Genomic DNA, 22,148 nt, shown 5'->3' with positions numbered 1-22,148 from the left:
GACATGACCTGCGCAGACGTGATCGGTCTGACCGAACATCGAGCGCCGCTTGGCGCAGCTCCGCGACCGGTTGCCGGTTGATCAACCAGAGGTGCGCCGCGCCCGCCGGACCGTGATGCAGGATGGAAGCAAATGGGTACCGACTTCAAGATGAGCACGCGCTCGGCCGTCGAGCGGTACTCGGATGCGCTGGTAGGCCTATCCCGCAGCATCCACGCGGAGCCCGAGCAGGCGTTCGCCGAGCACCGCAGCGCGGCCAAGGTGGCGGATCTGCTCGCCGCCGAGGGCTTCGAGGTCGAACGCGGCGTCGCGGGCCTGGAGACGGCGTTCACCGCGTCGTTCGGCTCCGGTGAGCTGGTGCTGGGGCTGTGCGCGGAGTACGACGCGCTGCCCGAGGTCGGCCACGCGTGCGGGCACAACGTCATCGCCGCCGCGTCCACCGGAGCGGCCCTTGCGCTGCGTGACCTCGCCGACGAGCTGGGCCTCACGATCAGGGTGATCGGCACCCCGGCGGAGGAGGTCGGCGGCGGCAAGGTGCTGATGCTCGAACGCGGGGTATTCGACGACGTGGCGTTCTCGATGATGGTGCACCCGGCCCCCTACGAGGCCGTCGCCGCCCGCTCGCTGGCGATCACCGACGTCGAGGTCCACTACAGCGGCAAGTCCTCGCACGCCGCCGCCGCGCCCCACCTCGGGGTGAACGCGGCGGACGCGATCACCGTCGCCCAGGTCGCCATCGGCCTCGTCCGCCAGCACCTCGAACCGGGCCAGATGGTCAGCGGGATCGTCACCCGCGGCGGTACCGTCCCGAACGTGGTGCCCGCGAACACATCGGCCATGTTCGACCTGCGTGCCGACGACCTCGACTCCCTGCGCCGGCTGGAGGAGCGGATCAACCGCTGCTTCGAGGCCGGCGCGGTGGCCACCGGCTGCACCCACGAGGTCGTGAAGGTCTCGCCGGTGTACGCCGAACTGACCCCGGATCCTTGGCTGGCGGACGCCTACCGGCGTGCCGCCGTCGAGCTGGGCAGGAATCCGATGAGCCCCGAGCAGGAGCTCAAGGAGAAGATCGGCAGCACCGACATGGGCAACATCACCCGTGCGCTGCCGGCCATCCACCCGACCATCGCCATCGACTGCGGAGACGCGGTGAACCACCAAATCGAGTTCGCGACCGCCTGCGCGTCGGCCTCGGCCGACCGTGCCGTCCTCGACGGGGCACTCGCCCTGGCCTGGACCACAATTTCCGCTGCCACCGACGGTGCGCAGCGCTCTCGACTGCTGGTGGGTGCGGCATGACGGTTGTGGACTCGCGTCTGCCGGAGGAGGGTGCCGAGGTGCTGTTGACCGAACGTGGGGTCAGCATTGCCCCTGTGGATGATCCCGGTGAGGGTCGCGGACCCTCGTGGCTTGACGGCTGGCTCGCGGCGAACGCGGCCGAGGTCGTCGCCTGGCGCCGGCATCTGCACGCGCACCCGGAGCTGTCCCGGCACGAGTACGCGACGACGGAGCTGATCGGGGACGTGCTGCGCTCCGCCGGCCTCAAGCCGCGCGTGCTGCCCGGTGGGACCGGTCTGGTGTGCGACGTCGGCTCCGGTCCCCGGTGCGTGGCGTTGCGCGCGGACATCGACGCGTTGCCGTTGCCGGAGAAGACCGGTGCGGTGTATTCGTCCACTGTGGATGGTGTGTCGCACGCGTGCGGGCACGACGCGCACACCACCGTGCTGCTGGGGGCCGCGCTGGCGTTGGCGTCCGCGACCGAGTTGCCGGGTCGGGTGCGGCTGGTGTTCCAGCCGGCCGAGGAGGTCATGCCCGGTGGCGCGCTGGACGTGCTGGCGGCGGGTGGTCTCGACGGGGTGGAGCGGATCTTCGGTCTGCACTGCGACCCGAGGCTGGAAGTGGGCCGGATCGGGACCAGGATCGGTCCGATCACGTCGGCCAGCGACATGCTGGAACTGCGCCTGACGTCGCCCGGCGGCCACACCTCCCGGCCGCACTTGACGGCGGACCTGGTGCACGCGCTGGGGACGGTGATCACGGGTCTGCCGGGGCTGCTGTCACGCCGGGTGGATCCCCGTTCGGGCACTGTGCTCGTGTGGGGTGCGGTTCACGCGGGTGAAGCGCCCAACGCCGTGCCCCAGGACGGGGTGCTGCGTGGGACGCTGCGGACGGGCGACCGTGACATCTGGGCCGAGCTGGAGCCGTTGATCAAGGAGTTGGTCGGCGCGCTCCTGGCCCCGACCGGCGTCGGCTTCGACCTGCACCACCGCCGCGGCGTGCCGCCGGTGGTGAACGACCGTGAGAGCACCATGCTGCTGCGGGCGGGGATCGAGGCGGCGCTGGGTGAGGACGCGTTGGCGGGGACCGAGCAGTCGTCCGGTGGTGAGGACTTCGGCTGGTACCTGGAACACGTGCCGGGTTCGTTCGCCAGGCTGGGTGTGTGGGATGGCGAGGGCAAGATGCGCGACCTGCACCAGCCGGGCTTCGACCTGGACGAACGCGCCCTCCTGGTAGGCGTCCGAGTAATGGTCCACGCCGCCCTGGCCGCTCTCGCCTGACTCGGCTCTGCGGGGTTTCGAAGTCGGTAAATGCCGTGGGATTTCTCTGGCTGGTCGCGGATGATGTGCCCCGTGACCAGCCCCGAGGAACGTCTGTACGAGGCCGTCGCCGGCTGGATGGGCGGTCTCTCCGGCCCCGAGGGCTTGATCGACACCGGGTGTGCGGCGTTGGTGGACGGTCTGGACTCGCCCGCGTTGCGTGACCTGGCCGGCGCGTCGCCGAAAGACCGGCTGGCCGACGTGACGGGGTTGGCGGAGACGGCGCTGGACGAGCTGCGCGTTCCCTGGCCGGGCACCGTGCCGCCGGGATACCGCGTCGCGGGCGGGGGTGGGGTGGTTCGGCGATCCGGAACGGACACCCTCCGCCTGGAGATCGCGCCGACGTTCGACGGCTTCGAGGTGCGCGTCCACGTCAACGGCGTCGACATCACCCGCGAAGGCGCCGGCCGGGGCGTGGAACCGTCCGACCTGCTCGGCCCCGACAACCGCCTCGCGCAGGGTGGCACCGTCACGATCGCCCGCTGCGCCTGCGATCTCTACAGCTGTTCGTGGACCGACATCACCGTGATCCGCGACGGCGACCTGGTGCACTGGGAGTGGCTGGACGACGCGTGGATGCGCCAAGGCGTCACCTTCACCGCCGCCGACTACGACACCGAACTGACCCGCCTGACCACGGACCGCTCCTGGCAGACGGTGAAACGCCGACGCTGGTGGTCGCGTCGTGGCGATGGCCGGTTCAGCTGATCGGCTCGACGATCTCCGGCCGGGCCTCCGGAGCCGACGAACGCACGGCATCCGCCGCCGGGTCGTCCGGCTCGGCCTGCGACGCGCGCTCCGCGTCCACCCGGGCCGTGTACACCGACACCTCGTGCGCCACCCGCGCGTCGTCCCACCCGTGCACCCCGCCCATCAACCGGGCCACCGGCAGGGCACACTCAACCCCCCGGTGCGGGTACTCGATCGAGATCCGCGTCCGCCGCGTCAGCACGTCCTCCAAGTGCAGCGCACCCTCGTGCGAAGCGGCGTACACGGCCTCGATCTGCAAGTAGTCCGGCGCACCGGGCACGGGCTTGAGCAGCTCCGGATCCGCCGACTCCAGCACCTCGTGCACCAAAGACCCGTACCGGTCCAACAAGTGCCGCACGCGGTACGGGTGCAGGCCGTACCGGGAAGCCAGCTGATCAGCCTGGTTCACCAGCGCGTGATACCCGTCCGCCCCGATCAACGGCACCTTGTCGGTGATCGACGCCTGGATCCGCCCCGGCAGGTCGACCGACGCCGCGTCCACCGCATCGGCGCCCATCACCCGGTAAGTCGTGTACTTCCCACCGGCGATCGCCACCAGCCCCGGCGCCACCCGCGCCACCGCGTGCTCGCGCGACAACTTCGACGTCGACTCGCTCTCACCCGCCAGCAACGGCCGCAACCCGGCGTACACGCCCTCGATGTCGTCGTGCGTCAACGGCGTCGCCAACACCGAGTTGACGTGCGTCAGGATGTAGTCGATGTCCGACCGAGTCGCCGCCGGATGCGCCAGGTCCAGGTTCCAGTCGGTGTCGGTCGTTCCCACGATCCAGTGATTCCGCCACGGGATCACGAACAGCACCGACTTCTCCGTGCGCAGGATCAACCCCGCTTCGGACACGATCCGATCCCGCGGCACGACGATGTGGACGCCCTTGGACGCCCGCACCCGGAACCGGCCGCGACTGCCGGACAGCCGCTGCAACTCGTCCGTCCACACCCCGGTCGCGTTGATCACCGCGTGCGCCCGGACGGACGTCTCCCGCCCGTCCTCCACGTCACGCACCCGCACGCCGGAAACCCGGTCCGCCTCCCGCAAGAACCCCACGACCTGCGTGGACGTCCGCACGACCGCCCCGTAGTGCGCCGCCGTCCGCCCGACCATCATCGTGTGCCGGGCGTCGTCCGCCTGCGCGTCGTAGTACCGGATCCCACCGACCAGGGCGGACGACTTCAGCGCCGGCACCAGCCGCAGCGCACCGGCCCTGGTCAGGTGTTTCTGCCCCGGCACGGACCGCGCGCCGCCCATCGTGTCGTACATCAGCAACCCGGCCGCGGTGTACGGGCGCTCCCACACCCGGCGCGTCAACGGGTACAGGAAAGGCACCGGCTTGACCAGGTGCGGCGCCAGGCGGGTCAGCATGAGTTCGCGCTCCCGCAGTGCCTCGCGCACCAGCCCGAACTCCAGTTGCTCCAGGTACCGCAACCCGCCGTGGAACAGCTTGGACGACCGGCTGGACGTCCCGGAGGCCAGGTCACGGGCCTCGACGAGCGCCACCCGCAGCCCACGCGTCGCGGCGTCCAGCGCGGTGCCGACGCCGACCACGCCACCACCGATGATCACCAGGTCGAAGGTGTCGGCGCCGAGGCGTTCCCACGCCTCCGAACGTTCGAGAGGGCCCAGCCTGCCTGCGGTGGCGGGGTGCTTGCGTGCAACCACGAATGCCTCCCAGATGCTCGACTCGACCGGCCGGACCAGGACTGAACTCGACCACGTTACCCGCTGGTACGCCACCCGTGGACAACTGAACAGCGCGGAACTAGCGTCAACGCACATTGTGGGGTGGGCAGCGCCGCCGGACCCGGACTGTGCTGCCTCCTGCCAAGGCGAGGAGGTCGGCGAGTGAGCAGTGGCTCGATCTTCGTGTGGGAAATGCTGGGCACCGGGATCCTGATCCTGTTGGGTGCCGGTGTCGTCGCCAACGTCGTGCTCAAAGACACGTTGGGCAGCGGCGGTGGCTGGCTACTCATCAACTTCGGCTGGGGTTTCGCGGTCTTCGCGGGCGCCAGCATCGCCGCGCCGAGTGGCGCGCACATCAACCCCGCGGTCACGCTGGGCCTGGCCATCGCGGACAAGACCCCGTGGGCCCAGGTCCCGATCTACTTCGCCGGTCAGCTGGTCGGCGCGTTCCTCGGCGCGGTGCTCGCCTGGCTGGCCTACAAGGCCCAGTTCGACGCGCACGACGACCCGGCGGGCACGCGCGGCATCTTCTGCACCGGCCCGACCATCCCCAAGGCCGGTTGGAACGTGGTCACCGAGATCATCGGCACGTTCGTGCTGGTCGCGTGGATCCTGCTGAGCCCGGCCGCGAAGGAGGCCGAGGGCGGCGTCCCGCAGCTCGGCAACGCCGCGCTCGGCTACGCGGCGGTCGCGTTCCTGGTCGTCGGCATCGGCGCCTCGCTCGGCGGCCCCACCGGGTACGCCATCAACCCGGCCCGTGACCTCGGGCCGCGCATCGCCTACGCGATCCTGCCCATCCGCGACAAGGGCAGCGCCGAGTGGGGCTACTCCTGGGTGCCGGTGGTCGGTCCGCTGATCGGTGGCGCGCTCGCCGCACTCCTGTACCTGGTTCTCCCGGTCTGAAAGGACTCCAGCACATGACGAAGTACGTCGCCGCGATCGACCAGGGCACGACGTCGACCCGGTGCATGGTCTTCGACCACTCTGGCCGGGTGGTCTCCGTCGACCAGAAGGAGCACGAGCAGATATTCCCGCAGGCCGGGTGGGTCGAGCACGACGCGAACGAGATCTGGACCAACGCCAGGCAGGTGGCGGCCGGCGCGTTGGCCAAGGCCGACCTCACCACCGCCGACATCGCCGCGGTGGGGATCACCAACCAGCGCGAGACCGCTCTCGTCTGGGACAGGACCACTGGGCAGCCCGTCTACAACGCAATCGTTTGGCAGGACACCCGCACCGACAAGATCTGCCAGGAACTGGCGGCCTTGGGCGGCGGCCAGGAGCGGTACCGGGACAAGACCGGACTGCCGCTGGCCACGTACTTCTCCGGCCCGAAGGTCCGCTGGATCCTCGACAACGTCGAAGGCGCGCGGGCCAAGGCCGAAGCCGGTGACCTGCTGTTCGGCAACATGGACACCTGGGTGCTGTGGAACATGACCGGCGGTGTGAACGGCGGCGTGCACGTCACCGACCCCACCAACGCGTCGCGCACGCTGCTGATGGACCTCGACACGCTGAGCTGGGACGAGGGCATCGCGGCGGACATGGGCATCCCGGTGTCGATGCTGCCGGAGATCAAGTCGTCGTCCGAGGAGTACGGCAAGGTCCGGGAACGCGGCGCGCTGGCCGGCGTGCCGATCTCGGGCATCCTCGGCGACCAGCAGGCGGCGACGTTCGGCCAGGCGTGCCTGTCGCCCGGCGAGGCCAAGAACACCTACGGCACCGGCAACTTCGTGCTGCTCAACACCGGCACGGACAAGGTGATGAGCGAGAACGGCCTGCTCACCACCGTTTGCTACAAGATCGGCACCCAGGCGCCCGTGTACGCGCTGGAGGGCTCGATCGCGGTGACGGGGTCGCTGGTGCAGTGGCTGCGCGACAACCTCGGCATGATCGGTTCGGCGGCCGAGATCGAGCAGCACGCCAGGACGGTGGAGGACAACGGCGGCGCGTACTTCGTGCCCGCGTTCTCGGGTCTGTTCGCGCCGTACTGGCGGTCCGACGCGCGTGGCGCGATCGTCGGCCTGACCCGGTTCGTGAACAAGGGCCACCTGGCCCGCGCGGTGCTGGAGGCGACGGCGTTCCAGACGCGTGAGGTGATCGACGCGATGGACGCCGACTCGGGCGTGCCGCTGAAGTCGTTGAAGGTCGACGGCGGCATGGTCGTCAACGAGCTGCTGATGCAGTTCCAGGCGGACATCCTGGGCGTGCCGGTGATCCGGCCGGTGGTCAACGAGACGACCGCGCTGGGCGCCGCCTACGCGGCCGGTCTGGCGGTCGGGTTCTGGGCGTCGGAGGACGACATCCGGCAGAACTGGGCGCAGGACAAGCAGTGGGACCCGGCGATGGACGACGAGACCCGCGCTCGGACGTACGCGCAGTGGAAGAAGGCGGTGACCAGGACGTTCGACTGGGTGGAGTGACCAGTCGGGGCGCCGCTGGTGTGGCGGCGCCCCGCAGGCCTTCGGTTCTCGACCTCCGGCGGCTCAGTCCAGGTCGTCGTGCCGCATGAGCTGGCGGCCGGCCTCGGTGATCGAGCCGGTCAGCGACGGGTACACCGAGAACGTGGTGGCCAGGTCGTCCACCGTGAGCTGGTTCTGCACGGCCAGCGTGATCGACAGGATCAGCTCGCTGGCGTTCGGCGCGACCACGACGCCGCCGATCACCACACCCGTCGCCGGGCGGCAGAACAGCTTCACGAAGCCGCGGCGCAGGCCTTCCATCTTGGCCCGCGGGTTCGTGGCGAGCGGCAGCATGATCGTGCGCGCGGGCACCTCGCCGGAGTCGATCGCCTGCTGGCTGATGCCGACGCTGGCGATCTCCGGGTTGGTGAACACGTTCGCCGCGACCGTCTTCAGCCTGATCGGGCTCACGCCCTGGCCCAGCGCGTGCCACATGGCGATGCGGCCCTGCATGGCGGCGACGCTCGCGAGCAGCAGCAGGCCCGTGCAGTCGCCCGCCGCGTAGACGCCGGAGACGTTCGTCCGCGAGACCCGGTCGACCGGGATGTACCCGCCGCGACCGGGCTCGATGCCGATCTTCTCCAGGCCGAGGTCGGCCGTGTTCGGGACCGAGCCGACCGTCATCAGGGCGTGGCTGGCCTCGATCGTGCGACCGTCTTCCAGGTGAATCAGGACGCCGTCACCGACGTTCTCGACGCGTTCCGCGCGGGCGTGCTTCACGACTGCCGTGCCGCGTTCGGCGAACACGTCCTCCAGCACCACGGCCGCGTCGGCGTCCTCGTGCGGAAGCACCCGGTCGCGGCTGGAGACCATGGTCACCTTCACGCCGAGTTCGGTGTAGGCGGAGGCGAACTCCACACCGGTGACACCCGATCCGATGACGGCCAGGTGCTCCGGCAACTCAGGGAGGTCGTAGATCTGCCGCCACGTGAGCACGCGCTTGCCGTCGGGCTCGGCGCCGGGCAACACGCGCGGGGTCGCACCGGTTGCGATGAGAACCACATCGGCCGGCAGGACTTCCTCCGTGCCGTCCTTGTCGATCGCCACGACCTCGTGCTGGGCGAGGCCGCGGGCGTTGTCGCAGAACTTCGCGGCGCCGTTGACGATCCGGACGCCCTCGCGCTGGAGGCGGGCGCGGACGTCGGCGGACTGCGCGAGCGCAAGGCCCTTCACCCGTCCGTGGACGACCGGCAGTTCGACGGCGGCTTCCGCGTTGTTCGTGCGAATGCCCAGCTCACCGGCGTTGCGGAAGGCGCTCCGGCCGCCGGCGGAGGCGATGAACGTCTTGGACGGCACGCAGTCGTAGAGCACGCAAGCGCCGCCGAGGCCCTCGCGTTCCACGATGGTCACGTCGGCCCCGTGCTGGGCCGCGACCAGTGCCGCCTCGTAACCTGCGGGGCCACCGCCCATGATGACGATGCGGGTCACGACACGTCCTCCTCGTGGTTGTCGGCGCCATTAGCACCATTGATAGCCGCTGGTAGCCGCGCACAACCGTACGCGGTCGGGTGTCGGAGTGTGTCGTCCGGTCTTCTGGTACCTCGCGGTGATCGGTAGGTCGCTAGGCTGTCGTCGTGCCGCTCTATGCCGCGTACGGGTCCAACATGGACCCGAACCAGATGATGGAGCGAGCCCCCTACTCCCCGATGGCGGGGACCGGGTGGCTCGCCGGATGGCGTCTGACGTTCGGTGGCGAGGACCTTGGCTGGGAGGGCGCGCTCGCCACCATCGTCGAGGACCCCGATTCGCAGGTGTTCTGCGTGCTGTACGACGTGAGCCCGCGAGACGAGTCCCGCCTCGACCGCTGGGAGGGTGCCCTCGGCCTCTACAAGAAGATCCGCCTACGCGTCCAGACCCTGGAAGGTTCGGTAACCGCCTGGCTCTACGTCCTGGACGCCTATGAGGGCGGTCTGCCGTCGGCCCGGTACATCGGCGTGGTCGCCGACGCGGCCGAAGCCGCCGGCGCACCCGACGACTACGTCTCCGACCTCCGCACCCGCCCTTGCCAAGGCATAGGCCCCTAACCCTCGCGTGAGTCCTACGTTCGGAACGCGTGAGTCCTACGTTCAGGACCCCTGAGTTCAACGCTCAGGAGTTGGAACAGGCGCGTGGGGTTCCGCAAGTCCGAGACGTCGGCACGGAGGACTTTCCAGCCTCGCCGCCGCAGGTCCTCGTCACGGGCGCGGTCGGCCTCGGCTTTGTCGACGTGCGCCGCGTAGCCGTCGTACTCCACCGCCACCCGTGCGTCCGGCCAGGCGAAGTCCAGCCGCCAGACCTCACGGTCGTCCAGGTCGCGGATGGAGTACTGCGGTTCGGGCAGGGGGAATCCCGCTTCGGCGATCATCAACAGGAGCGCGCTCTCCGCCGGCGACTCGGGCAGACCTGTCGCCAGATCGAGCAGGAAGACGCCTTGCCGCTTGCCGCGGAAGTCACGGCGGGTCGTGATGCGCACGGCGAGGTCGGCCTTGAACTCGGCGCGCTGCTGCGGTGGAAGGACGCCGAGCGCCTGGTCCGCGCAGGCCAGGGCCGTTGAGCGGTAGCGGCCTCGGCAGAGCAGGTCGGCGAGGGCGTAGTCGAGGGCCATGACGCGCAGGCCGTCGACCTTGACCACGTCGGCCGGGTCGTACTGGAAGTAGTGGACGACCAGGTCCGGGCGGGGGCGAAGCCTGCGGTCGTAGTCGAGCAGGACGTGGACGCGATTGGTCTCGGCGGCCGTGCACCCATGCAGCCAGACCGCCGTGTGGCTGGTCAGCACGGCGTCCGGCCCCGCCATCAGCAGCGCGGCGGCGGCACGGGTGTGCAGGCTCGTCATCCGGTCGCGCCGGATGACGACCGTGCGGCAGTAGTTGATCAGGTGGCCGTCGTTGAGCGCCCGGCGCAGCCCTTGCAGGCCGAGGTGGTGGTGCAGGCGCGTGCGTGGGTAGGCGCCGTGGAGTCCTGGAGGTAGTTCGATCATGTAGAACCGAGCGCCGAGACGCCGATTCCGTACTTGATTCACCCGATCGTGGGGTCACGCCGTTCTGAGCGTTGAACTCGGGGGTCCTGAACGTAGGACTCACGCGTTCTGAACGTAGGACTCGCGCGGTTAGTTGGGGGTGGCCAGGTCTTCCAGGTGTTGGATCAGGCGGCGGGTGTCCACGGGGGAGACGGTGCTCCAGGGTTGCTGGCCCGGGGTGGCGCGGCGGAGTTGGATGTAGCGGCCGTGCGGGTTGTCGAAGAACGACACCACGCGGTCCTGGCGGACGCGTTTGCCCCACTTGTCACGGGTCGCCGAGCCGAACTGGCCGCGGTTGCCCGCGTCACGGAACATGTCGGCCAACGTGCGCGCGTCCTGCTGCCGAATGCCCCGTGCGACGAGCGCGCCCTCCAAGTCGTCGGGCGTGCCGGCAGCGGCAGCGGCGGCGTCCAGGTCGGTGCTCGGCAGCGTCACCGAGTGACCTGGACCCGCGGGCACGGGCGGCAGCACGGACAGGGCCTCCCGAGGCAGGCCCTCGCTGCTCGCCGGACGCAGGGTCAGCTGATCGTTGTCCAGCACGGCGAGAACGCCCGACTGGCCCTTCGCCGCCGCCAGCAACCGCACGCTGCGACCAAGCCAGAGCCGGCCGTCCACCTCGTGCTGCGGCCGGTTCAGCAGGTGGAGCAGGTCCTCCAGCATCGGGTCCAGCGACGCCGGCCGACCCAGCCCACGACGGTCCAGCTCGGTCCACGCCCGTCGCTCCAGCTCGGCACGCTCCGCGTGCGTCTTGCCGGGTGACGGCACCTTGAGCACCAGCGGCATGGTCTCCAACCGCAGGTGCTCCCACAGCACGTCGAACTCCAGCGCCGAGATGGCCACCGGTTCGCGCAGGTCGTTGCTGCCCAAGTCCAAACCGAACGTCGTCATCAGTGGGTAGTGCTCTCCCCGATCACCGGAGGCGAGATCGTCCCGCCAACGCCGTAGATGTCGTCCGTCTCCCGAAGGTAGTCGGCGGCGTCGTGCGTGGCATCTTCTTCGTCCTCCCCGCCACGCGGGCCGCCCAGCCCACCGAACGGGTCGAACGCGGGCGCCGCCGGCATGGGCGTGGCCCGCTTGTGCACGGTGTCGCCACCGCCGACCTGGCCGCCGCCGGCCAACGAGCCCGTCGACGCACCAGGACCCACCGCGGCAGCGTGCTGCGCGTTGGCCGCGAACGCACCGAACTCCGCCGAACTGACCGAAGTCGTGCCGCTGGACGAGGAACCGCCCGCGAGCATCTGCTGAGCCGCGGCGTTCTGCCCGCTCGTCGTGTCCGAGGAGGAGCCGGAGGAGCCGGACGACTTGCGCCGCTCCTTGTCCGACTGGCCCGCGCCACCGATCACGCCACCCGGCCCATACGCCGCCGCCGAACTCGACCCCGCGGGAAGTGGAGCAGCCGTCGAGGGTCTGGTCGACGCGGCCGGAGCCGCCGAAGACGTGCCGGTGGTGGACCCACCACCCGTGTAACCACCGGACACCGACGACACGGGCCGCGACATGGGCATCCCGCTACGCCCACCACGACGCCGACCGTGGCCGCCGCCGCCACCACGCCCGCCACGAGGACCGCCGTACGCCCACCCGGGCTGAGACACGCCGGACGAGTCGTTACGCACCATCTCGCCGGCGCTGATCACCAACTGCGGCGGCTGGTGGAACTGCCCCAACGTGCTCGTGTTCGACACGGTGCTGGACGCGTACGTCGTCATCACCTCACGCGCCCGCTGCTCGGCCGCGTTCTGCGCCTTCTCCTGCTTCTCGTAGTCCGTCTGCCCGCCCACCAGGTTCGTGAACGCGCTGACGAGCAGGTTCGGCTGCTCCGCCGTCACCTTCACCGGCGGCGGCATGTCCGAGCGGGCCTTGGAGATGTAGTCCGCCTGCAACTCGGCCGAGATGCGCATCACCTCGGCGCCGGCACGGGCGTCGTCCGCCCACGCCGCCAACGGGTTGAGGCCGCCACGGGCCTTGTCCGCCGCCGCGCCCTCCCACGTGGCGCCGGAGCGCTGCACGCCGGAGAGCAGCTCGGTGTTGATCTCGGTCAACGCCGTCGAGACGCCCTGCCACCGCTCCATCGAGGCGTGCGAGGCCTTCGGTCCCGGCCCGGAGTTGATCTGCCGGTACAGCTCTTCATGGCTGTACCCGCTCCAGCGGTGTCCATCGGGCATGAACGTTCCCCTTGCCTGCGCCGGGCGCTCAGCGGCTGCCCTGCTGTCCCATCAACCCGGTGTTGTCTTCTTCGATGGACTGGTACTGCCGCTCGACCAGGGTCAACGCGTCCATGGCCGACTTGAGTTGCCGCTGGTAGTTCTCCAGGGCGGTCAACGCCGAGTCACCGGACTCCAGCGACCGCTCGTTGAACTGCTCCGCCGCTTCCCGGCTCACCGGATCACCGGCCCACGGGCGTACCCGGACCTCGGTGATCGCGAGCTCGATCTCCTTGTCCAGCTTCGTGAGCGCGCCGGCGAACGCGCTGCGGAGGCTGGGGATCGCACTGGGCTCCACGTTCAACGTGTGTGCCAAGGGCGGTGGTGAGCCTGTGTCAGCGCCCTGACCGTTGTCTTCCGACGGCATGGACGACCTCCCCGCCTTCCTCGTTCCCGTCGCGCATGGTCACTGTAGCCACTGGGTACGACAGCGGGGAGTAGGTGGCGTGCACATCCCCCGCGTGGATCAACGCCGTTGCAGCAAACCGGCTATCGCCGCCTCCGCCGCCCGTTGCGCCCCTTGGCACAAGGTGTCTTGGTTCGCCGCCGTGGCGTTACCGCCGTCGCGGAACATCACGTCGAGGAACTGGCCCTCGGCGACGTCCACCTCGACGTTGCACACGTTGTCCATGCCCGGCGTCCGCACCGTCAGACCTGGGAATCCGACGACGGTCGTCTGCGTGGCCTCGACTTGGGCGTTCTCACTGAGCCAGACACCGACGCCCTCCACGGTGACGAGCGTCAACCTGACCACGTTCCCGCTGATGTTGCTGCGCATGGTGCACGCCTTCGCGTTGCCGAAGCTGGATTCCACGTAGGCGCTGGGCGGGTTGTCCAGGCTCAACCGGGTCCGCTGCTCCGCCGAGAGCATCGCGCACGGGTCCACTTCGTCCAGCCGGATGTCCTGTGGCCTGGGCGGCATCGACGTCACGGTGGTCGTCGTCGGGGGCAGCGGTTCGTCCACCCGGCCGTCGGCCTTCTTCGCCGGGAAGGACGTGCAGGCGGCCAACGTCCACGCGCACAGCGTGGCGATGATCACATGGCCGGCCCTCATGGACACCTACCGTAGCCGGGTCCACACGCCAGGTGGAGACCCGGCCGTGAAGCCGCATTTCACAGCGACCCGTCGCGCCGGTTCGTCCGGTGGTCTGGCGGTGATGGCGGAGAGATCGAGGAAGCCGAACCCGAACCGCAGCACGGCCGACGCCGCGTGCGTCGCTATCCCCTTGCCGCGCAGGTCGGGGGTGGTCCAGCAGGTGAGTTCGCCGGCGCGGGTCAGGGCGACTACGCCGACGGCCGTTCCGGTGAGCTGGTCGCAGACGGCCCAGGAACAGGATTCTTCGGTGTGCCACTGGTCCGCACGTGCCGCGATGTGCGCGCCTGCGGTGGCGAGATCGGGGAACAGACCGCCGTCCACCAACGCCACCCGGTCGTCGATGCGGTCGTCGACACGCAGTTGACGCAGGTAGAACTCACCCGCGTTGATCTCGACGGCCTCCATGGCGCGGGAGGTTAGTCGGTGACGAAGCCGTCGTAGCGGGCGGCCATCTCTTCCACCAGCCCGCGGAGTTCAGAGGCGATTCGACCACCGGGGCCGGTGATCAACTCCACCACCCAGTCGGCGTCCTCGGCGTCGTCCTCGCCGGCCAACAGGTCCTTGTGCACCGCGCACGGCGACCAACCCGCCGCCGCCAGCTTCCGCGCGGCTTCCTCCGCGTCCTCACGGTCGTGCAGGACCAGCAACAACGATCCGCTCATCGCCTGCCCATCCGGCTGATGTACAGCATCGCCGCGGGGATCAGCAGGAGGATGAACGGCGACTTCACCACGAAGAGCAGGGCGAAGCTCACGAACGCCACTGCCATCACGACGACGCCGTTGAAGCGCGGATCGCGCTGGATGCCGCGCGCGACGGACCCGACCGGCCGCACCTCGGGTTCCACGCGGGTGAAACTCGGGCGCGGCGCGGGCAGGTCGCCGAACAACGCGTACAGGTCACCGCGGGTCTTCGCGGTGGCGACGCGGGCGGAGCGCTCGCCGAACTCGTCCACCGTCAGCCGCCCCTCGCCGAGGTGCGTGCCGAGCAGTTCGAGCGCGTGCTCGCGCTCCGCGTCGCCGATCCGGATGTCCCGCTCGCTCACACGGTTGAGCCTATTCCTTGAGCTCGCAGAGAACGGTGCCCTGGGTGACCGTGGCGCCCGGCTCGGCGGCCAGACCGGTGACCACACCGGCCTTGTGCGCGACCACCGGGTTCTCCATCTTCATGGCCTCCAGCACGAGGATCAGCTCGCCGGCCTCGACCAGCTGCCCGTCCTCGACGGCGACCTTGACGATCGTGCCCTGCATCGGCGCCGCCACCGCGTCACCCGAGACGGCCGCGCCGCCCTTGCCACCGCTGCGCTTGCGCGGCTTGGCCTTCACGCCCGCCTTGGCGCCGCCGCCACCGCCGCCGAAGGCCAGGTCACCGGGCAGCGACACCTCCAGCCGCCGTCCGCCGACCTCGACCACCAGGGTCTGCCGCGGCTCGTCCTCCTCGGCCTCCGCGCCGTCGGTGAACGGGGCGATGGTGTTGTCGAACTCGGTCTCGATCCACCGCGTGTGCACGATGAAGCCGTCCTCGCCGACGAACGCCGGGTCGCGCACGACCGCGCGGTGGAACGGCAGCACGGTGGCCATGCCCTCCACCACCATCTCGTCCAGCGCGCGCCGTGCCCGTTCAAGGGCCTGCGTGCGGTCCTCGCCGGTGACGATCAGCTTGGCCAGCAGCGAGTCGAACTGGCCGCCGATGACCGTGCCGCTCTCCACACCGGCGTCCACCCGGACACCGGGGCCGGACGGCGCGACGAACGTGGTGACCGTGCCGGGGGCGGGCAGGAAGTTGCGGCCCGCGTCCTCGCCGTTGATGCGGAACTCGATCGAGTGGCCGCGCGGCGTCGGGTCCTCGGTGAACCGCAGCTTCTCGCCGGCCGCGATGCGGAACTGCTCGCGGACCAGGTCGACGCCCGCGGTCTCCTCGCTGACCGGGTGCTCCACCTGGAGCCGGGTGTTGACCTCCAGGAACGAGATCGTGCCGTCGATCGCGACCAGGTACTCGACCGTGCCCGCGCCGTGGTAGCCGGCTTCCTTGCAGATGGCGCGCGCGGACGTGTGGATCGCGGCACGCTGCTCGTCGGTCAGGAACGGCGCGGGCGCCTCCTCCACCAGCTTCTGGTGGCGGCGCTGCAACGAGCAGTCACGCGTGCCGACGACGACCACGTTGCCGTGCTGGTCGGCCAGCACCTGGGCCTCGACGTGGCGCGGCTTGTCCAGGTACCGCTCCACGAAGCACTCGCCGCGACCGAACGCCGTGACGGCCTCGCGCACCGCGCTGTCGAACAGCTCGGGGATCTCCTCCAGCGTGCGGGCGACCTTCAGGCCACGACCGCCACCGCCGAACGCCGCCTTGATGGCCACCGGGAGGCCGTGCTCCTCGGCGAACGCGATGATCTCGTCCGGGCCGTTGACCGGGTCCTTGGTGCCGGGCACCAGCGGCGCGCCCGCGCGCATCGCGATGTGCCGCGCGGTCACCTTGTCGCCGAGGTCGCGGATGGCCTGCGGGGTCGGGCCGATCCAGGTCAGGCCCGCGTCCATGACGGCCTGCGCGAAGTCCGCGTTCTCGGAGAGGAAGCCGTAGCCGGGGTGCACGGAGTCCGCGCCGGCGCGCTTGGCGACGTCCAGCAGCTTGTCGACGGACAGGTAGCTGTCACCGGGCGTGCTGCCGCCGAGGGCGAACGCCTCGTCCGCCAACCGGACGAACGGGGCGTCCCGGTCCGGGTCGGCGTACACGGCGACGCTCGCCAGCCCGGCGTCACGGCAGGCGCGGATGACCCGGACGGCGATCTCGCCGCGATTGGCGACGAGGACCTTGCGCAGCGACACGACGTCCTACCTCCTGGCAACGGTGGAACTTGGAGCGGCAATGGTCGGGGAGTTTAGTGACCCGTCAGTACGCGGTGACCGAGAGACAGCTCACGCTTCGGTGGAACAATCCGCAATCGTGACACGTCCGCCCACAGCTGCGCTCGCGATCGCCTGCGTAGCGGTCCTGACCACCGTGACCGGGTTGTTCATCGCCTGGTCACTGCGTCCCGCGGCGGTGACGGACGCCGGTGCGCAGGCGCCGCGGGACGACTTGCGTTGCGGCGCGACCGCGTGCCGTTCGGTGGTGAAGCAGCAGGTCGGGGCCGATTCAGTGGAACTGCTCGTCGGCGAGGGCGCGGGCCGGATCCGAACCGGGGGAGCTTCGGGGCCGAACATCTTCGAGTTGACCATCGTGTCGTCCGGCGCGCGGATCACCGAGCGGTCGTTGCAGTGCGTCGACGCCGAGGTGGGGGTGTGCCTGGCGCGCGGCGAGGTGGGCGGCGAGGTGCTGGGTGAGGTGTTCGTGCGCAGGTCGGGGGCCTGGTCGCGGGCTCAGGTGCCGTACGTGTCGAGCGGGGCGTACTTGGCGTTGCACGACGTGAACCGGGACGCGGTGGCCGATGTGGTGGCCGTGCAGCGGGCGTGCCCGAAGGGTGCGGACTGCTCGCGTTGGTTCGTGCAGGTGTTCTCGTTGGCCGGCGGGGGTGGCGAGCTGGGCTGCACGCCCGTGGTCCGTGAGCCGGAAGCCCTGCCCGGCTGGCCGGAAGTTGCACCGGACCCTTCGGAACTCCGCCAGTGCGGTGCATGAACGTGCAACTCGCCGAACCTGAGCGTTGAACTCGGGGGACGTGAGTGTTCGACACGCGGGGCCTGAGTGTTCGACTCGCGCGCGTGTCGAACACTCAGGCCCCGCGTGTCCCACGTTCAGGACCCCCGAGTTCTACGTTCAGGCGGGGACGGGGGTGCGGGGGGTGGTGAGCAGCGGCGGCTCGCTGGGGGCGTTGAGGATCTCGTCGTCCAGCAGGCCCTCGGTGCGGGCGACCAGGACCGGGACGGTGATCTGGCCGGTCACGTTGGTGGCCGTGCGGACCATGTCCAGGATCGGGTCGATCGCGTAGACGACCGCCACACCGGTGGCGATGACCTCCGGCGGCATGTTCACCGCACCCAGCGTCAACGTCAGCATGGTGAACCAGCCGGTGGTGCCGGCGGTGGCCAACGCGCCGAACACGGCGACCGCGACGATCGCCACGTACTGCCACACGCCGAGCTGCACGCCGAACAGGTTGGCGATGAACACGGTCGCGATGGCCGGGTACACCGCGGCGCAGCCGTCCATCTTCGTGGTCGTGCCCAGCGGCACGGCGAACGACGCGTAGTCGGCGTCCACGCCCAGGTTCGCCGCGGTCTGCCGGCTCAACGGCAGCGTCGCGCCCGACGACCGTGACACGAACGCGAACTGGATCGCGGTCCACGCCTTGCTGAAGAACGTGACCGGCGACACCCGGCCGACGAACCGCAGCAGCAGCGGGTACACCACGAACAGCACCAGCAGCGACCCGCCGTACACGGACGCGATCAGCGAGAACAGCGGCCCGACGAACGAGTTGCCGTACGTGGCGAAGGCCGTGCCGATCAGGCCGAACACACCGATCGGCGCGAGCAGCACGATCCAGCCGACGATCTTCTGGATCAGGTCGAACGCCGACCGCGTCAGCGACACGAACGGCGCGGCCTTCTCACCCAGCGCGTACGCGGCGGAGCCGACCAGCAACGAGATGAACACCACCTGGAGCACTTCACCCTCGGTGAAGGCGCTGAACAGGTTCGACGGGATGAGCGTTTCGAGCAGGGTGCTCCACGAACCCTGGTCGCGCGCGGCCAGCTTCTCCACCGCCGCCTGCGACGGCTCGACCTGCACGCCCGCGCCCGGCTTGAAGATCAACGCGATGGCCAGGCCGATCAGCACGGCGATCAACGAGGTGATGGCGAACCACAGCAGCGTCTTGCCGCCGAGCCGGGCCGCACGTGAATTGCCGAGCCGGCGGAGGCTCGTGATGCCCACGACGATCGCGGTGAACACCAGCGGGATCACGGTGAACTGCAACAGGCTGGTGAAGGCGTCACCGATGGCGCCGAGGGTGGTGATCAGCCACGCCTGGTCGGTGCTCTTGGCGACGTACCCCGCGAGCGCGCCCAGCACGAGCGCGGCGAGGACGGTGATGCCGAAGACCTTCGGCTTGGTATAGCTGCGGACGAACGACATGGGTGTGCTCCGGGATTGGCGCAGGGTTGGACGGGGGAGGCGTCAGCCCCGACAGCCCGTGTTCGTCCTGCGCCCGAAGTCGATGTGACGGCGGCGCGTCAGCAAGTCACCCACGGCTCCCCTAACGCGAGACTCCTGCCAGGAGCTTCCCGCATCAGGCGAAATGTGACCATCGCTACCAGATGTCGGACACCGTGACGCCGACTTGACGGAGCAGCTTGCGCGTGAGCGGCAGGCTGATGCCGATCACGCTGGACGGGTCGCCGTCGATGCCGTCCACGAACCAGCCGCCCAGCCCGTCGAGCGTGAACGCGCCCGCCACCTGCAGCGACTCGCCGGTCGCCAGGTACGCCTCCAGCTCGTCGTCCGTCGGGCGGCCGAACCGGACCAGCGTCGGCTCGTGCCCGGCGGCCCGGTCCACGACCTGCCCGTCACGCATCCGCAGCACCGCGTGCCCGGTCAGCAGGGTGCCGGTGGTGCCCGCCATCCGCTTCCAGCGCTCGCGCGCGACCTCGACCGTGCCGGGCTTGCCGTGCACCTCGCCGTCGGCGGTCAGCAGCATCGAGTCGCACCCGACGATCACCGCGTCGGCGTACGTGCCGTCGTCCGGCGCGGCGGCGATCGCCTCGGCCTTGGCCGTCGCCAGCGCGGTCACCAGCTCTTCCGGCTTCGGGTCGGCGAGCGAGGCGGTCAGCGCGTCCTCGTCCACACCGGACACGCGGACCACGGGCTCGACCCCGGCCGCGCGGAGCACGGACAGGCGGGCGGGGGACTGGGAAGCGAGAACGAAGCGCACGGTTCGAAGCCTAGGGCGACAGGGAGGGGAGGAAGGGCGAGGGGCGGATGAGTGCGTGATGCCGAAGCCGGGCGAGCAGTCGAGACGGCGTGGTCATGGCGTTGCGTAGAACTACCGATGCGCCCTGTGACGCGGTCGGGCACCGTCGGAAATGTGCAGCGTTTGGCTCTGGTGGTCCGCCGGACCGATCGGGGTCGAGGTCGGTACCGGTGGCTCCTGGTGGTGCCGGCCGTCCTCGTCCTGGTCCTGACGGCTCGGGTCGTGTCGACGGACCCGGTCGGGTACGGCGTGCCGTTCTGGCCGTTCGCCAACGGCAGCGACCGCGTCGAATACCTGGTGATGTCCCAGGTCACCTCCATCGCACGCGCCTTGCCCCGCTTGGACGCCGTGCCGTCGGCGGTGGCCGCGGAGGGCGTGGAGGTGCTGGACGCGCGGGTCGACGCGGGCAGCATGTGGATGCGCGTGCGCCTGGACGTGCCGGACGGATCGCGCTGCCGCGAAGTCACCGTGCTGGGCGACACCGGCGTGCAGGTCAACTCCCGCCGCGTGGACTGTTAAAGCCTGCAATTTCTCAAGCTCGCAACAAAAGGACCACCGCCGGACGGCAAGAGCCCGGCGGTGGTCTTCAGTGCTCAGCCCGGCAGGCTGGACGAACGCCAGGCGCCGGGGCCGTGTGCCAAGGGTCGCCTGAGCAGCCGTGACTTGTCCGCCCACGCCGAACGGCGGGGCTTGTCCTCGGCCGGTCCTTCGCTCGCGGCCAAGCCGGCCACCACCGCCGTCACCGCGGCCAGTTCCACGTCGTCCGGGTTCCCGCGCACCACCCGGAGGTGCGGCGCCCCGCTCACAGCGGGATGTTCCCGTGCTTCTTGGGCGGCAGCACCTCGCGCTTGTCGCGCAGCATCGCCAACGCCCGCGCGACGTAAGCACGCGTGGACGACGGCGGGATCACGCTGTCGACATAACCGCGTTCCGCCGCCACGTACGGGTTGCAGAGGGTGTCCTCGTACTCCTGCTGCAACTTCGCCCGAAGCGCGTCCACGTCCTCGCCCGCACCGGCTGCGGCGGCCAACGTCTTGCGGTGCACGATGTTCGCCGCGCCCTGCGCGCCCATGACCGCGATCTGCGCCGTCGGCCACGCCAGGTTGATGTCCGCGCCCAGGTGCTTGGACCCCATCACGTCGTACGCGCCGCCGTAGGCCTTGCGGGTGATCACGGTGACCAGCGGCACGGTCGCCTCGGCGTACGCGTAGATCAGCTTCGCGCCGCGCCGGATGATGCCGTTCCACTCCTGGTCCGTGCCGGGCAGGAAGCCGGGCACGTCGACGAACGTCAGCACCGGGATGTTGAACGCGTCGCACGTCCGCACGAACCGCGCCGCCTTCTCCGCGGCGTCGATGTCCAGGCAGCCCGCGAACTGGGTGGGCTGGTTGGCCACGATGCCCACCGAGTGCCCGTCCACCCGGCCGAAACCGACCAGGATGTTCGGCGCGAACAGCGGGTGCACCTCCAGGAACTCACCCTCGTCCACCACCCGGGTGACGACCTCGTGCATGTCGTACGGCTGGTTCGCCGAGTCCGGGATCAGCGTGTCCAGCTCGCGGTCCGAGTCGGTGACCGAGTCCTCGATGGAGCCGTGCACCAGGTCGTCCGGCGTGTCGAAGACTGGCGGCTCGGACATGTTGTTCGCGGGCAGGTACGACAGCAGCTCCTTGACGTAGGAGATGGCGTCGTCCTCGTCGCCGGCGAGGTAGTGCGCGTTGCCGGACTTGGTGTTGTGCGTGCGACCGCCGCCCAGCTCCTCGAAGCCGACGTCCTCACCGGTGACGGTCTTGATCACGTCCGGACCGGTGATGAACATGTGCGAGGTCTGGTCGACCATCACCACGAAGTCGGTCAACGCGGGCGAGTAGACGTGACCGCCCGCGGTCGCGCCCATGATCAGCGAGATCTGCGGCACGACGCCGGACGCGGCGACGTTGCGGCGGAAGATCTCGCCGTAGAGGCCGAGCGAGACGACACCCTCCTGGATGCGCGCGCCGCCGCCCTCGTTGATGCCGACCATCGGCCTGCCGGTCTTGATCGCCAGGTCCATGACCTTGACGATCTTCTCGCCGTAGACCTCGCCGAGCGAGCCGCCGAAGACGGTGACGTCCTGGCTGAACACGCACACCGGGCGGCCGTCCACGGTGCCGTAACCGGTCACCACGCCGTCGCCGTAGGGCTTGTTGCGCTCCTGCCCGAAGTTGGTCGAGCGGTGTCGGGCAAGCTCGTCCAGCTCGACGAACGAGCCGGGGTCGAGCAGCATCTCGATGCGCTCACGCGCCGTCTTCTTGCCCTTGGCGTGCTGCTTCTCCACCATTCGCGCCGAACCGGCGTGCACGGCTTCGTCATTGCGCCGGTACAGGTCGGCCAGTTTCCCGGCCGTGGTGTGAACGTCCGGCTCGTCGCCGATGGGGGCGGTCCCACTGCTCATGGCCGC

General features: G+C 70.0%; 23 protein-coding genes. 8 read left to right on the top strand and 15 right to left on the bottom strand.

The genetic code is table 11. The features are described from left to right. Window positions 1–132 precede the first annotated feature (132 nt). The 3 genes from F4560_RS28355 to F4560_RS28345 all read left to right on the top strand — a co-directional run bounded on the left by F4560_RS28355 (window position 133) and on the right by F4560_RS28345 (window position 3,305). Window positions 133–1,299 (top strand): M20 family metallopeptidase, encoded by a 1,167-nt coding sequence (locus F4560_RS28355; protein ID WP_184924979.1) that lies wholly within the window; start codon window positions 133–135, stop codon window positions 1,297–1,299. After that, window positions 1,296–2,558: an amidohydrolase gene (locus tag F4560_RS28350; protein WP_184924976.1), complete on the top strand. Its 1,263-nt coding sequence runs from the start codon at window positions 1,296–1,298 to the stop codon at window positions 2,556–2,558. The genes F4560_RS28355 and F4560_RS28350 overlap by 4 nt, the downstream gene beginning before the upstream one ends. 72 nt (window positions 2,559–2,630) lie before the next feature. Then, entirely contained in the window at window positions 2,631–3,305 is a 675-nt protein-coding gene (locus F4560_RS28345; protein WP_184924973.1) for a hypothetical protein, read from the top strand. On the opposite strand, the gene F4560_RS28340 is transcribed toward F4560_RS28345, so the two are convergent. Continuing rightward, window positions 3,298–5,025 (bottom strand): glycerol-3-phosphate dehydrogenase/oxidase, encoded by a 1,728-nt coding sequence (locus F4560_RS28340; protein WP_312869526.1) that lies wholly within the window; start codon window positions 5,023–5,025, stop codon window positions 3,298–3,300. The genes F4560_RS28345 and F4560_RS28340 overlap by 8 nt on opposite strands. A 183-nt stretch (window positions 5,026–5,208) precedes the next feature. Between F4560_RS28340 and F4560_RS28335 the strand changes: the two genes are divergently transcribed. Together F4560_RS28335 and glpK are read left to right on the top strand one after the other, a co-directional pair. Then, window positions 5,209–5,949, top strand: coding sequence for an MIP/aquaporin family protein (locus F4560_RS28335; protein WP_184924968.1), 741 nt, complete (start codon window positions 5,209–5,211; stop codon window positions 5,947–5,949). Window positions 5,950–5,963: 14 nt separating this feature from the next. Next, a complete protein-coding gene (glpK, locus tag F4560_RS28330) occupies window positions 5,964–7,469 on the top strand; it encodes a glycerol kinase GlpK (protein ID WP_184924965.1) in 1,506 nt (501 codons plus the stop codon). A gap of 63 nt (window positions 7,470–7,532) precedes the next feature. On the opposite strand, the gene F4560_RS28325 is transcribed toward glpK, so the two are convergent. Further along, on the bottom strand, window positions 7,533–8,936 hold the full coding sequence (locus tag F4560_RS28325) for an NAD(P)H-quinone dehydrogenase (protein ID WP_184924962.1): 1,404 nt from the start codon (window positions 8,934–8,936) through the stop codon (window positions 7,533–7,535). 146 nt (window positions 8,937–9,082) lie between these two features. Between F4560_RS28325 and F4560_RS28320 the strand changes: the two genes are divergently transcribed. Further along, the gene (locus F4560_RS28320) at window positions 9,083–9,532 is read left to right on the top strand and encodes a gamma-glutamylcyclotransferase family protein (protein ID WP_123745455.1); all 450 of its coding nucleotides are present in this window, start codon (window positions 9,083–9,085) and stop codon (window positions 9,530–9,532) included. 14 nt (window positions 9,533–9,546) lie between these two features. On the opposite strand, the gene F4560_RS28315 is transcribed toward F4560_RS28320, so the two are convergent. From F4560_RS28315 to F4560_RS28275, 9 genes are all read right to left on the bottom strand, one after another. Next, window positions 9,547–10,464, bottom strand: coding sequence for an endonuclease domain-containing protein (locus F4560_RS28315; RefSeq protein ID WP_184924959.1), 918 nt, complete (start codon window positions 10,462–10,464; stop codon window positions 9,547–9,549). 129 nt (window positions 10,465–10,593) lie between these two features. Continuing rightward, window positions 10,594–11,391, bottom strand: coding sequence for an ESX secretion-associated protein EspG (locus tag F4560_RS28310; RefSeq protein WP_184924956.1), 798 nt, complete (start codon window positions 11,389–11,391; stop codon window positions 10,594–10,596). Further along, entirely contained in the window at window positions 11,391–12,668 is a 1,278-nt protein-coding gene (locus F4560_RS28305; RefSeq protein WP_184924953.1) for a PPE domain-containing protein, read from the bottom strand. Before F4560_RS28305 ends, F4560_RS28310 begins: the two co-directional genes overlap by 1 nt. A 28-nt stretch (window positions 12,669–12,696) precedes the next feature. After that, the gene (locus F4560_RS28300; RefSeq protein WP_312869524.1) at window positions 12,697–13,005 is read right to left on the bottom strand and encodes a transcriptional regulator; all 309 of its coding nucleotides are present in this window, start codon (window positions 13,003–13,005) and stop codon (window positions 12,697–12,699) included. Between the two features lie 168 nt (window positions 13,006–13,173). Then, window positions 13,174–13,761 carry a DUF3558 domain-containing protein gene (locus tag F4560_RS28295; RefSeq protein WP_184924947.1) on the bottom strand — a complete coding sequence of 196 codons (588 nt, stop codon included), beginning with the start codon at window positions 13,759–13,761 and terminating at the stop codon, window positions 13,174–13,176. Between the two features lie 6 nt (window positions 13,762–13,767). Further along, window positions 13,768–14,208, bottom strand: a complete 441-nt coding sequence (locus tag F4560_RS28290; protein ID WP_184924944.1) for a GNAT family N-acetyltransferase — start codon at window positions 14,206–14,208, stop codon at window positions 13,768–13,770. An 11-nt stretch (window positions 14,209–14,219) separates the two neighbouring features. Next, entirely contained in the window at window positions 14,220–14,465 is a 246-nt protein-coding gene (locus F4560_RS28285) for a hypothetical protein (protein WP_184924942.1), read from the bottom strand. Next, window positions 14,462–14,848, bottom strand: coding sequence for a DUF1707 SHOCT-like domain-containing protein (locus F4560_RS28280; protein WP_184924940.1), 387 nt, complete (start codon window positions 14,846–14,848; stop codon window positions 14,462–14,464). The genes F4560_RS28285 and F4560_RS28280 overlap by 4 nt, the downstream gene beginning before the upstream one ends. 10 nt (window positions 14,849–14,858) lie before the next feature. Beyond that, window positions 14,859–16,625 (bottom strand): acetyl/propionyl/methylcrotonyl-CoA carboxylase subunit alpha, encoded by a 1,767-nt coding sequence (locus F4560_RS28275; protein WP_184924938.1) that lies wholly within the window; start codon window positions 16,623–16,625, stop codon window positions 14,859–14,861. Window positions 16,626–16,743: 118 nt separating this feature from the next. Here F4560_RS28275 and F4560_RS28270 point away from each other — a divergent pair, with 118 nt between their 5' ends. After that, window positions 16,744–17,415, top strand: a complete 672-nt coding sequence (locus F4560_RS28270) for a hypothetical protein (RefSeq protein WP_184924935.1) — start codon at window positions 16,744–16,746, stop codon at window positions 17,413–17,415. A 138-nt stretch (window positions 17,416–17,553) separates the two neighbouring features. Here the strand turns inward: F4560_RS28270 and F4560_RS28265 are convergent, their stop codons facing one another. Then, the gene (locus F4560_RS28265; RefSeq protein WP_184924932.1) at window positions 17,554–18,873 is read right to left on the bottom strand and encodes a dicarboxylate/amino acid:cation symporter; all 1,320 of its coding nucleotides are present in this window, start codon (window positions 18,871–18,873) and stop codon (window positions 17,554–17,556) included. Between the two features lie 175 nt (window positions 18,874–19,048). After that, entirely contained in the window at window positions 19,049–19,669 is a 621-nt protein-coding gene (locus F4560_RS28260) for a Maf family protein (RefSeq protein WP_184924929.1), read from the bottom strand. Window positions 19,670–19,822: 153 nt separating this feature from the next. Here F4560_RS28260 and F4560_RS28255 point away from each other — a divergent pair, with 153 nt between their 5' ends. Then, the gene (locus F4560_RS28255; RefSeq protein WP_184924926.1) at window positions 19,823–20,227 is read left to right on the top strand and encodes a hypothetical protein; all 405 of its coding nucleotides are present in this window, start codon (window positions 19,823–19,825) and stop codon (window positions 20,225–20,227) included. A 74-nt stretch (window positions 20,228–20,301) separates the two neighbouring features. Here the strand turns inward: F4560_RS28255 and F4560_RS28250 are convergent, their stop codons facing one another. After that, entirely contained in the window at window positions 20,302–20,514 is a 213-nt protein-coding gene (locus F4560_RS28250) for an acyl-CoA carboxylase subunit epsilon (RefSeq protein ID WP_184924923.1), read from the bottom strand. Beyond that, the gene (locus F4560_RS28245) at window positions 20,511–22,142 is read right to left on the bottom strand and encodes an acyl-CoA carboxylase subunit beta (RefSeq protein WP_184924920.1); all 1,632 of its coding nucleotides are present in this window, start codon (window positions 22,140–22,142) and stop codon (window positions 20,511–20,513) included. The genes F4560_RS28250 and F4560_RS28245 overlap by 4 nt, the downstream gene beginning before the upstream one ends. Between the last annotated feature and the right edge of the window lie 6 nt (window positions 22,143–22,148).

It is taken from the genome of Saccharothrix ecbatanensis (assembly GCF_014205015.1).
Taxonomy (GTDB): Bacteria; Actinomycetota; Actinomycetes; order Mycobacteriales; family Pseudonocardiaceae; genus Actinosynnema; species Actinosynnema ecbatanense.
The sequence above is the reverse complement of the archived record's forward strand: the minus strand, read 5'-3'. Positions and strand labels throughout refer to the sequence as shown.